This is a genomic window from Haladaptatus sp. (genome assembly GCF_049589095.1).
GTDB lineage: Archaea > Halobacteriota > Halobacteria > Halobacteriales > Haladaptataceae > Haladaptatus.
In genome coordinates this window covers 1-10,697 of the sequence record NZ_JBAWAC010000256.1, presented here as the reverse complement: position 1 = coordinate 10,697, position 10,697 = coordinate 1, and the positions used below count along the sequence as shown (strand labels likewise).

Annotated in this window: 13 protein-coding genes; 7 read left to right on the top strand and 6 right to left on the bottom strand. The window is 61.0% G+C overall.

From position 1 onward, the window contains the following. Both WBV42_RS08350 and WBV42_RS08345 read right to left on the bottom strand, forming a co-directional pair. On the bottom strand, positions 1-450 hold a 450-nt coding region (locus tag WBV42_RS08350; RefSeq protein ID WP_423985620.1), incomplete at its 3' end, for a DUF7096 domain-containing protein. Positions 451-562: 112 nt separating this feature from the next. Further along, complete coding sequence (locus WBV42_RS08345; RefSeq protein ID WP_423985619.1) at positions 563-1,192, bottom strand: DUF1405 domain-containing protein; 630 nt, start codon at positions 1,190-1,192, stop codon at positions 563-565. A gap of 150 nt (positions 1,193-1,342) precedes the next feature. Here WBV42_RS08345 and WBV42_RS08340 point away from each other — a divergent pair, with 150 nt between their 5' ends. Then, a complete protein-coding gene (locus WBV42_RS08340; RefSeq protein ID WP_066140771.1) occupies positions 1,343-1,711 on the top strand; it encodes a DUF5802 family protein in 369 nt (122 codons plus the stop codon). Between the two features lie 6 nt (positions 1,712-1,717). On the opposite strand, the gene tmk is transcribed toward WBV42_RS08340, so the two are convergent. Continuing rightward, entirely contained in the window at positions 1,718-2,311 is a 594-nt protein-coding gene (gene tmk, locus WBV42_RS08335; protein WP_423985618.1) for a dTMP kinase, read from the bottom strand. Positions 2,312-2,473: 162 nt separating this feature from the next. Here tmk and WBV42_RS08330 point away from each other — a divergent pair, with 162 nt between their 5' ends. Continuing rightward, complete coding sequence (locus WBV42_RS08330) at positions 2,474-3,199, top strand: sugar phosphate isomerase/epimerase family protein (RefSeq protein ID WP_423985617.1); 726 nt, start codon at positions 2,474-2,476, stop codon at positions 3,197-3,199. A 182-nt stretch (positions 3,200-3,381) separates the two neighbouring features. After that, positions 3,382-4,821: a DNA primase DnaG gene (dnaG, locus tag WBV42_RS08325; protein ID WP_423985616.1), complete on the top strand. Its 1,440-nt coding sequence runs from the start codon at positions 3,382-3,384 to the stop codon at positions 4,819-4,821. Positions 4,822-4,831: 10 nt separating this feature from the next. Here the strand turns inward: dnaG and WBV42_RS08320 are convergent, their stop codons facing one another. Then, complete coding sequence (locus WBV42_RS08320; protein WP_423985615.1) at positions 4,832-5,251, bottom strand: GNAT family N-acetyltransferase; 420 nt, start codon at positions 5,249-5,251, stop codon at positions 4,832-4,834. Further along, on the bottom strand, positions 5,248-6,564 hold the full coding sequence (locus WBV42_RS08315) for a DUF92 domain-containing protein (protein ID WP_423985614.1): 1,317 nt from the start codon (positions 6,562-6,564) through the stop codon (positions 5,248-5,250). The genes WBV42_RS08320 and WBV42_RS08315 overlap by 4 nt, the downstream gene beginning before the upstream one ends. A 96-nt stretch (positions 6,565-6,660) precedes the next feature. Here WBV42_RS08315 and WBV42_RS08310 point away from each other — a divergent pair, with 96 nt between their 5' ends. From WBV42_RS08310 to WBV42_RS08300, 3 genes are all read left to right on the top strand, one after another. Next, complete coding sequence (locus WBV42_RS08310) at positions 6,661-7,269, top strand: undecaprenyl diphosphate synthase family protein (protein WP_423985613.1); 609 nt, start codon at positions 6,661-6,663, stop codon at positions 7,267-7,269. Between the two features lie 104 nt (positions 7,270-7,373). Then, entirely contained in the window at positions 7,374-7,949 is a 576-nt protein-coding gene (locus tag WBV42_RS08305; RefSeq protein ID WP_423985612.1) for a hypothetical protein, read from the top strand. A gap of 190 nt (positions 7,950-8,139) precedes the next feature. Continuing rightward, on the top strand, positions 8,140-9,513 hold the full coding sequence (locus WBV42_RS08300; protein WP_423985611.1) for a hypothetical protein: 1,374 nt from the start codon (positions 8,140-8,142) through the stop codon (positions 9,511-9,513). A gap of 41 nt (positions 9,514-9,554) precedes the next feature. Here WBV42_RS08300 and uppS read toward each other — a convergent pair whose 3' ends face one another. After that, a complete protein-coding gene (gene uppS, locus WBV42_RS08295; RefSeq protein ID WP_423985610.1) occupies positions 9,555-10,478 on the bottom strand; it encodes a polyprenyl diphosphate synthase in 924 nt (307 codons plus the stop codon). Between the two features lie 126 nt (positions 10,479-10,604). Here uppS and WBV42_RS08290 point away from each other — a divergent pair. Further along, the coding region (locus WBV42_RS08290) for a cold-shock protein (RefSeq protein ID WP_423985621.1) at positions 10,605-10,697 on the top strand (93 nt) is incomplete at its 3' end.

Sequence of the window (10,697 nt, the reverse complement as noted above, 5' to 3'; positions counted from 1 at the left end):
GATGGAGTGTTGGAGCGAACTGATTTCGCCGACTAGCTTGCTCATCTCGGATTGATATCTGAGTTGGCTGATACGGTCGTTTTTGTACTTCGTGACGAGCGTTTGCTTCCTATCCCGAAGGTCCGATAGCTGTTTTTGCATGTCGTCGACGCGATGTCGAACGAGCGCCTGCTGGGCGGATTTGTTTTTCGTTTGGTTGAATCTGGCCACCCAGAGACCGGTATCGACCGAGCCTTCGGCCTGGGACGTACTGACCTGCATGAACGACGAAATTTCGGCACCGAGCGTGCTGTTGTTCATTCGGACCGTACTGTTGTTCGCTTGTTGCTGCCGTTGGATGGAGGTGACATCTGCCGGAGTGTTCGGCGTCGGGGCCGCCGCCGCTGGGATGGTTACGGCACATCCACAAACGACGAGGACGGCTAACAGGATGGCACGAAGGGCGTTCATCTACTGCTCTAGTACTCAGCCATCACTTAAAAAGGGGGTAATTCGTTCGTTCTGTTCACATCTCGTAACGAGGAATCGAGAGGAGGGAAGAACGTTTAAAAAGACATCTCCATCACTCTAACCGGTCCATGGCGTGTGAAGCGGCGAAGACGGACAGGAACGTGATTCCGACTGAGAGTATCGGTAGTACGATTCCGACTTTGTAGCGAAGCGGAGGGTGGTAACCGAACACGTAATCGAAAACGTTGTTCGCCATCATCAACACGAATGCCGCCACCAGCGCACCTCTCGTCGTCTTTCCGTAGTTCGGAATGAGATATGCCTCCGGGATGAACGCGAGGTGGGCGATGATGATGCCCCAGTAGTCGAGGATACCCGGGTTGGTCCACGGTGGGGCGTAGTAGTGCGAGAAGCCGAGGTTGAGCGCGGTGAAGGTCCAGAGGCCGAATTGGACGAGCCAGACGAACGCGATGGTGTTGAGATACGCGAGCGGCAGGTTCTGCGGGGAGTCCGAAAGACGCTTGCCGAGGTTCGGGAGGAGGGTGAAAAGCGACGCGGCGAACAGTGCAACTGCAGTCGGCGAATCGGCATACAACGGCCAGAGAAAGAGCGGAACGCCCGGCATCGTCTCCACGTAGAAGTTGACGCCGACGAGGACGAGAGCGAGGTTGAGAATGATAAGCACCACCAAACTCGGAGCGTTTTCGAGATAGTAGCGGGCATAGCGTTCGGGAACTGCCATATTCTACCCGCGTAGCGAGTTATTAAAAGAACTGCTATCACCGTTGCGTCCCCGAAACCCACGGACCGAAAACCCGAGTGATTGCCGTTCGACATAACGCTTCCGCATAACTCCTATATAACTATCTCTCCTTGTGTGTTATTGTCACTCATGTTCGAGTCGTTTTCCAGCGGATACTACCTCGGTCGGCTCTACGTCGAGCCATACGAGGGTGATCACGCCGTCATGTGTCGTGACGATCACGAATCCGTCAACAAAGCCCTGTACTCCTCCGGCGAAGGCGTCGAGCGGTTGGACTGGCCGCTCGTGATGAAGATCGATCAGCAACACTTCTCCGTTCACGCGGAGGACGATATCCCGGACAATACGCTCGTGATTCCCGACGAGTTGCTCGACAACACCCGTATTCGCAACCCTCCCGAACTGAAGGAAGTCCTGTTGGCGAAGGCAGATCGCGTCGAACAGCTCATCGGATTCCAGCGTCGCCATCCCGGATTCGGAAGCGGCGGCGCGGTCTGACGGGTCCTACTCGTCGGCGTTGTCGAGCACGCGCTCGATCGTCGAGACGACGTTGTCGATGACCGTCTCGGGCGAATTGGTCGCATCGACGCGAACGAACCGCCCCGGTTCGGCTTCCATCAGTCGCTCGTAGTTCGACTGCACCTGTGCGAGGAATCCGGCCTGTTCGAACTTGTTCGTCGCGCCGCTTCGCGCCGCGCCCGTCTCCGGGTCCACGTCGAGATAGATGGTACAGTCCGGCGGCCGCGTCCACGGTCGGTGCACGCCGATGATGTACTCCATCGGGCGAATGACGGCCCCGTCCAGCGCGACCGCCTGGTAGGCGTACCGCGAATCGGAGTAGCGGTCGGAGATGACGAGTTTTCCCTCCTCCAGCGCGGGTCGAACGGTGTTTGCGAGGTGGGCCGCGTGGTCCGCCGTGTAGAGAAACAGTTCGGCGATCGAGTCGGCGTCGTCGTCCCCTATCGAGCGGTTGACCGCATCGCCGTACCACGTGTCAGTTGGCTCGCGGGTGAACACCGCTTCGGGAAACTCCTCGTGAAGCACCTCCCAGACGGTCGTCTTCCCGCTCCCGTCCAGTCCCTCCAGCGTTAGCAACATATCCCCCCCTTCGGGTCGCCGGGTAAAACGTTCGTGGATTTCGGGAGCGGGAGTTCGGAGTCGTGTCGGGTCTACTGGCGTGACTGTTTCGATTGCAGGATTCTCTCTCACGTCGTCGTGGGAGGAACAATCACTAACTCCGTGGCCCGCGCACGGGAACGTATGATGCGAACGGCGATTCAGTTGTACACGCTCCGTGAGATCGACGAACCCCTCCCGGAAATACTCGCGAGAGTCGGCGAGGTGGGATTCGACGGCGTGGAATTCGCAGGACTTGGAGACGCCGACCCGGCGGACGTGGCCGACGCGCTGGACGATGCCGGGTTGGAGGTCGCCGCCGCCCACGTTCCCATCGACGAGTTGGAGGACGACCCGGGGCGGGCGGCGCGCATCTATCACGAGATCGGCTGTGAGTGGGCGGTCGTGCCGTATCTCGACGCGTCGCATTTCGAGAGCGAGGAGGCGGCGACGCGGACGGCGCGGCGACTGGACGAACTCGCGGCGCGGATGGAGGGTCACAGCACGTCGCTCTGCTATCACAACCACGACCACGAGTTCGTGGACGTCGGTGGGAAGACCGGGTTCGAGGTCTTCCTCGACGAGTCCGAACTCGAAATCGAACTCGACCTCGGATGGACCGTGGCGGCGGGACAGGACCCGATCGCGCTCATCGACTCGCTCGGGGACCGTACCCCGTTGGTTCACGTCAAGGACACGCGCGACGGGGAACCCGTCGAACTCGGCGTGGGTGACGTCGATTTATCCGCCTGCGTGAACGCGGCACGGGAGGCGGGAACCGATTGGCTCGTCTACGAGCACGACGCGCCGAGCGACCCGCTGGCGTCGCTCGCTCACGGTGCGGAACATCTCCGGAAGTTGAACGAGTAGCGGGCCGATCATCAATCCGACCATCAATAGTGATGATTTTTCACGCGAATTTGTGGTAGGATCGCAGGAGGGAACCCCCGTGACGACAGGTATTTGGGCGTTGGAGCGCCACACTGAGACGTATCCATGGCCACGCTCATGGACGTTACAATCACGCCCTCCCGGAGGGCAGTTCATCACTCATGGACGATACAGCGAAATACCTCATTCACGCAGACATTACCGCCGACGGGGTGGTAGAACGCAGTGATGTCGTCGGGGCAATCTTCGGGCAGACAGAGGGGTTGCTCGGAGACGACCTCGATTTACGCGACCTCCAACAGTCCTCGAAAGTCGGTCGAATCGACGTACACGTCGAGAGCCAACACGGCCAGTCGTTCGGGACCATCACTATCGCCAGCAGCCTCGACAAGGTCGAGACGGCGATTTTGGCGGCGTCGCTCGAAACCATCGAGCGCGTCGGGCCGTGTCGCGCCAGCGTCAGCATTGCGAGCATCGAAGACGTGCGGGCGGCGAAACGACGCGAAGTCGTGGACCGTGCGAAAGACCTGCTGTCGTCGTCGTTCGACGACAGCGTCATGACTAGCCAGGAGATCCTGGACGAAGTCCGACAGAGCATCCGCGTCGAAGATATCACCGAATACGAAGGGTTCCCGGCCGGGCCGAACGTCGTCGACAGCGACGCCATCATCGTCGTCGAAGGTCGCTCCGACGTACTGACCTTGCTCCGTTACGGCGTGAAAAACGCCATCGCAGTGGAAGGAACGAACGTCCCGGACACCGTCGCCGACCTCACACAGGCGCGGACGACCACGGCCTTTCTCGACGCCGACCGCGGCGGCGACCTGATCTTGAAGGAACTCGATCAGGTCGGCGACATCGACTACGTCGCTATCGCGCCGACAGGAAAATCCGTCGAGGATCTCGCGCGCGACGAAGTGATGGCGTCCCTGCGAGGGAAGCGTCGGTTCGACCGCTTCGACGCGGACGAGACGATGATGGCCGCAACCGACGGAAGCACGCTTCCCGCACCCGAAATAGACGAACCTTCGACCGTTCGACCGCTGAAATCGTCCACCGAAACGAACGCCTCGGAAGCGGACACGACGTCCACGAGCGAATCGTCTACCGAAGAAACTGACACGACCGTCGAACCGACGGAAAGCGCTGAAACCGACGAAGACGCGGAAACGGACGGAACGGTTGAAACGCCTGACGGGTCGGAAACGGGAAAGACGGCGGATTCCGAGACGGCGGATTCCGAGACGGTGGATTCCGAGATGGCCGACTCCGAAGCGACCGATTCGGCCACGGCAGACGAACCGACGACGCTTCGCAGTCATGTCGGAGCGGTCATCGATGACGGGACGGCGACGGTTCGACTACTCGATGACGACTTCGGTATCCTGGCCGAAGCACCGGCCGACGAGACGTTCGCGGCCATCGAAGGGTCGGAGACGGTGCCACACGCCGTCGTGTTCGATGGCACGCTCAGCCAGCGAATCCTCGACGTCGCCGCCCAGCGCGGCGTCGAGCAGATAGTCTCCCGCGACGAAGGCGAGTTCGTCAAAAAACCGACGACGGTCCGTATCATCACGGCCGATCAGTTCCACGAGGAGTAGCGTTCCCTTTTCACTGCAGTGGGTTCTCGAACAGCAACCCGTCTCCGCCGTCGGCGTAGTATCCCGATTCGCGTCCGACGAGTTCGAACTCCATCGATTCGTAGAGCGACCGGGCGGCTTCGTTTTTCTCGTGAACCGTGAGCGAGATGCGAGCACAACCGCGGTCACGGGCCGAATCGAGCGCGGTTTGGAGGAGCCGTCTCGCCCGACCTTCCCTGCGGTGTACCGGTTCCACGACGAGTTCGGCAATGTACGCATCAGTGCCGACGAGGGTGAGGATGTATCCGACTGGATCGTTGGCAGCAGTCGAGACGAAGACGGAGCCCGGTTCGGAAATCGTCGTTTCGAGGAGTTCCGGGGTCGGTTCGGAAAGCCACGACCGAACTTCCCGGAGTCGGGGAAGGTCGTCGGGCGTCGCCGGTCGGATCACGTCGCTAGGCCCACCACCAACGCCAACCCGGCACCGATGAGTCCTCCGGCAAGCGTTGCGAGGAAGTTGACGCTCTGGTTGCCGAGTCCCTCGCCCTCTATGGTCGCACCGAGGATGCTATCCACCGTCATGCCGCCGATTCCGGCCAGTGCGATGACGCCGCCGCCCAGCGGGCCGATGGAGTCGAAGAGGGAAACGGCGATGAAGGCGACGATACACGACCCCGTCGCTCCGGCCAGTTCGCCCTGCCACGTCACGCCACCGTCGGTGCCGGGGTCGACCCGCCGCCACGTCGTGATGAGTCGGGGGTTGTCGAACACGCCGCCGATTTCGCTCGACAGGGTGTCGCTCATGGCGGCCGCGATACTTCCCGCGAACGCGTAGAGGAAGACGCTTTCCGCGACATGGAGTCGGTCGCTGGCGGCGAACGCGAGCACCGCAATCAGCGCCACCGCGGCGTTGCCGAGGACGTTGCCGCCGCCGCGAGCGCCTTCGTTGGCTTCCGCGACGCCGTTTTTGCGTTTCTGTTCGTATTTGAACTTCGTGGACAGGCCCCCTAGCGCGAAAAAGGAGATGAGGACGGCGAACCACGGGTAGCCCCCGAGGACGATGGTGAGCAACGCGAGGAGGATGCCGGTGAGCATGCCGGTGACGGATGCCGTGTCGAGCGCCCACGAGACGTAGCCGAAGCCGACCGTGATGGCGATGGCGAGGATGATGTCCAATTTCGTCACCGTCATCGTGAGGTCGGTGAATAGCCACAGTAGGACTGCAACCGAAAACATCACCACCGGATCGTCCCGCTCGAAGAGAACTGACCGGAGCAACCCTGCCAGTAGCGCGCCGCTCGCCGCGAGAAAGACGAGCTCCGGCAGTACCGGTCCGACCGGGTTCCCCTGAATACCTCGGACGATCGCTTGGGCGAAAACCGCGGCGACGAAGCCACCGGTGGTGAACCCGGCGGTCGCGGCGATGGTCGCGCTGCTCCGCGTTCGAACGATTTGTTCCGTGAGGTTCCCGTACGCGAGCAGACAGACCGCTGCGACGAAGACGCTCGTCGGCAACCCGACGAGCATGACGAGCATGGCGAGCGCGGCAGTTGCAAAGGAGAACGCGGCCAATCCGCGTAGGCGTCCCTCGTTCCGGTCACTCGGCCGCGCGAAGAGGTCGAACAACGTCCCTTCGTCGAGGACGAGCGCGACTGCACCGATCGCGGCGAACAACGCCGCTACGGCCGCCACCAGCACCGACGCGGCGAGCGAGAGCGTCGCAACCCCTGCGAATGCCGCCGCCCGCCGAATGCTCGAAGTCACGAGTTTCGTTTTCGCGGAGGGCCACTTAATATTCTCGAAGGAAGCGAACGGCGCGGGGCGTGACGTTTATGCGTCGATGGTGGTTACTCCGTTCCAGTGGGACTCTACGACCAGTACCTCACGGCCCGCGTTCGCCGTCAGAACGCCGACCCGCCGAGCGATATCGCCGTCGTCATCACGGAACGCGACTTGCTGGAACAAGGCGCGTACGAAACGCTCGAATCGTTCTTCCAGTGGGCCTTTGACCACGGCGCGGAACGCATCACGGTCTACGTGAGCGTGCTGGACTCCGGCGCAGTACCGACCCTTCAACGCGAACTCGAAAACGTCCGCGCACCGCGAGAAATCGCGGTTCGCGGCCCCGAAGACCTCACCCCTGCCGACGCGCCGATTCAGGTGAGCATCGGCCTCGGCGGCAAACACGAATTCGCGGAAGCGGTGCGTGCGGTCGCGGAGGACGTGGAGGCCGGAACGGTCTCGGCCGACGAGGTCGGCGAGGAGGAAATCGAATCCCGATTGGTGTTCCCGGCCGACCCCGACCTCGTCATCAAAACCGGCGCGGAACGCCTCTCCGACTTCATGATCTGGCAGTCGGTGTACTCCGAACTGTACTTCACCGACGTCAACTGGCGCGACTTCCGCAAGCGTGACTACCTGCGGGCGATTCTGGATTACAAGAACCGACAGCGGCGGTTCGGCCGGTAGGTCTCCCGATTTTGCGAAGCGTTCCGACTCGCATTCCGAGAACAGTTTTCGAACGATGATATCCGAACTTACTTGTGGTTTATTTAATATACTTGGGTGTGAATATGGACACGGAACGACTTGCACGACTGTTGTCGATGGTACTCGTTTGCCTCGGCGCGGTCTTCGTCGCGCTCAGCATCCTCACCGACGATAGTGTGGACATCGTTCTCGGCGTCGTTGTCGTCCTTTCCGGTGTCATTTCCTTTCGGTTCTTCCGGTTTGCCGACTCCGATATCGAGTTCGATCTCACCGAGTCCCCTTCGTTCGTCGTGAACGTCTTCCAGTTGGTACTGGTGCTCGTGGTCTTCGTACTTCTATCCTACTTGATAGACGATCTGGAGAACGTCGTCCGACTGTTCGACACCGGTGTTCCATCGTTGACGTTCGTCGCCGTCGTTGGAATCCTCATCGGCGTCGTGCTCGGCGGGGCCGTTCCCGTTCTCATGCAACGAATCGACGCTATCGGGAAGGAGATGAGCGATTCCCGTTCCGCTCGAACCGTCGGCTTCTCGTTCACGTTCGGGACGTTCGTTATCTTACTCGTTCTGCAACCCGCTGCGAGCACGTTGTATGCCATCGCGTACACCGTGAGCCGAATCGGCGTTCTCGTCGGGACGTACGCCCTGCCACGACTGTAACCGCCGATTCGTGTTCGTCCCGGTGTCGTGTTCGGATTCGTGAACGAATCGTTCCCACGGTAGGCACCGTGTGACTCCACGGCGCATCACGCTTCGACTTCGAAGGGACCGATTACTCCCTGAAACGCGGTCTTAGACTTCCTCTACCCCCGTAACCGTAAAATAGCGCACCGCTGTGACTTCGACTGAGATGGGAACGCCGAGCGGCGGGACTACGAGACGGTCGTACCTCCGAGCGGCCGGTGTCGCCCTCGCGGCGACGATTGCGGGATGTGACACGAACTCCGGGCGAAGCAAGGAGTCGGTCGTTGGTCCCTATCGCGACCGGTTCGAGGAAATCGTCGACGTCGGTTCGTTGGACGTGGACGACACGGGTACCGAACCCGTCGGTGCGGCGGTCAGTCGGGCGTTACGGGACGGGCGGTTGCTTTACTTTCCTCCCGGAACGTACCGATTTTCGAACCTCGATTGCTCCCATCACGAGAACTGTGGACTCGTGGGAAACGACGCGACGTTCCGCGTTCCGGCGGGGATGCAGGGTAACTGGCTATACGGGGAACCGGTTCGGAACTTCGTGCTCGACGGGTTCACCTTCGACTACACGAAGCCCGATGCCTCCCCGGTCGTCGCGTTCTCGGTCGCCGGTTCCCGGAACGTCCTGCGAAACCTCCGGTTCGAGGGGGACCACGGCACGTCCTCTCGGAGCGGTCTCGAACTGGAGGTGCCCGAGCGGTCGGCGTCCCTGCTCGTCGAACGGGCTCACATGCGAGGTGGATCACGGGGCGGAAACGCGATTTTCACGCACACGGGAGAGGGATCGATACGGTTCGTCGATTGTCAGGTCGAACACTGGACCGAAGGCCTCTACGCGTCTCCCCACTCCGGCCCACTGCTCGTGCGGGGCGGGACGTACGCGAACAACGGCATCGACCAGATACGGATCGGCGGTGGAACGAGCGGTACGCGCGTCGAAAACGCGACCGTCAGAATCGATAACCCTCGGAACCCGGACGTGAAACCGAACATGCGCGGGATTTGGATGGAGGAGGGAACGAACGCGGAAATCGACAACTGTACCGTCGAGATTACGGACTTGAGTGGAACGTACAGCTCCGGCGGTATCGTCGTGGGAAAGCAGTTCGGCACCGCACGGATCACGAACACCACGATTCAGACCAACCACAGCGTCCCGGCCGTCAACGTGCGTTCTCCGGCCACCGAATACGACCCGACCACGATGCCGAGCATGCAAGCACTTCCATCGAACCACGACGTCGCCTGTGAGAACCTCTCGATTTACGGCGCGGCCCCGGACGGAACCGCCATTCTGCTCACTGGACGGGACGGCTGTCGGTTTTCGGGGGTTTCCGTCCAACACCACTTCGGCAGTCGGGACGGGATCACGATAGAGAACGGCCGACGGACGACAATTCACGACGCCCGTCTGCGGGTGAGCGGTACCCCCATCGTCACGTCCGGTCCGATGCCGACGACGAAAAACGTCGAGACGGGCGGTATCGGATCGCTCTCGAAGTTGGGTGACTCCCTGTTCGATACCCTGTAACGGAGTACGAATCGAAAAAACGGCAATCAGAAATCGTCCGTCTACTCGGTCGTTCGACGGTCTTCCCCGCTCTCGATCTCCTCCATCGAAACGCTGTCGGGAACGTATTCCTTGAATTTCCGCAGGATCGAGCGCGCTTCATCCAGTTCGACACCGCCGATGGCGCGCACGAGAGCGAGCGCGCGCTGAACCTTTGCCTGCCGGAACGACTGTTCGCGGGATTCGTACGTTCGGACCGCGCGCAGGAAGTCGATCTTCGAGAACTCGGGCCAGTACGGCGTACAGAAGAAGACGGCCGCCTCGTTGCCGTTGGCGTGCCACGGGAGGAAGTTGCTGGTTCGCTCGTCCCCGCCGGTTCGGATGATGAGGTCAACGTCGCGGAGCGGACGGTCGTAAAGTCTAGATTCGATGGTTTCGACGGAGATGTCGTCGGGGTCGAGGTTTCCCAACTCGACTTCGTGGGCCACGTCGCGGGCCGCACGAAGGAGTTCGTTTCGGCCGCCGTACGCCAGCGCGATGTTGAGGACGAAGTTGTCGTACTCCCCGGTTCGTCGCTCGGCGTAGTCGATGGCTTCCCTGACGCGTTCGGGGAGCCGTGGAACATCACCGATGGCGCGGATGCAGACGCCGCTGTCGTGAACGCGCTCGGCGTCGGCGAACTCGTACAGTTTGTCTTCGAGTAGGTCAAACAAGGACTCGTTCTCCTGTTCGGACCGCTCGAAGTTCTCGGTCGAAAAGGTGTACAGCGTCAGTTCCTCGACGCCGATCTCGTCACACCAGTCGAGGACGCGCTCGGTCGTCTTTGCCCCTTCTCGATGACCGTCCGACGCTTCGTCGCCTTGCTTGCTGGCGTAGCGTCTGTTGCCGTCCTGAATGACCGCGACGTGTGTCGGCGCACCGGAAACGCTGCGTTGTAACTGTCGTTCGTACGCCGTTTCCAATTGTCGCCGAAGCCGCGTCAACATCGTCTTGTTCGTTTCCACTCACCCAACGGGTATCAGCCTTGTCCTCTGGTGGCCATGTGCATTGGTCACATGAGGCATTGGTGGTTGCATAGATTTTTAAGTATGGGATTGCTTTGGTAGAACGCAATGGCGAAAGGTACGGTTGACTTCTTCAACGACACTGGCGGCTACGGATTTATAGAGACAGACGACGCAGACGAAGACGTATTCTTCCACATG

Coding starts and splice junctions, on each gene's coding strand:
- dnaG (WP_423985616.1), top strand. CDS start 3,382: ATGGACGATACAGCGAAATACCTCATTCACGCAGACATTACCGCCGAC.
- WBV42_RS08340 (WP_066140771.1), top strand. CDS start 1,343: ATGTTCGAGTCGTTTTCCAGCGGATACTACCTCGGTCGGCTCTACGTC.
- tmk (WP_423985618.1), bottom strand. CDS start 2,311: ATGTTGCTAACGCTGGAGGGACTGGACGGGAGCGGGAAGACGACCGTC.
- WBV42_RS08330 (WP_423985617.1), top strand. CDS start 2,474: ATGATGCGAACGGCGATTCAGTTGTACACGCTCCGTGAGATCGACGAA.
- WBV42_RS08300 (WP_423985611.1), top strand. CDS start 8,140: ATGGGAACGCCGAGCGGCGGGACTACGAGACGGTCGTACCTCCGAGCG.
- WBV42_RS08345 (WP_423985619.1), bottom strand. CDS start 1,192: ATGGCAGTTCCCGAACGCTATGCCCGCTACTATCTCGAAAACGCTCCG.
- WBV42_RS08305 (WP_423985612.1), top strand. CDS start 7,374: ATGGACACGGAACGACTTGCACGACTGTTGTCGATGGTACTCGTTTGC.
- uppS (WP_423985610.1), bottom strand. CDS start 10,478: ATGTTGACGCGGCTTCGGCGACAATTGGAAACGGCGTACGAACGACAG.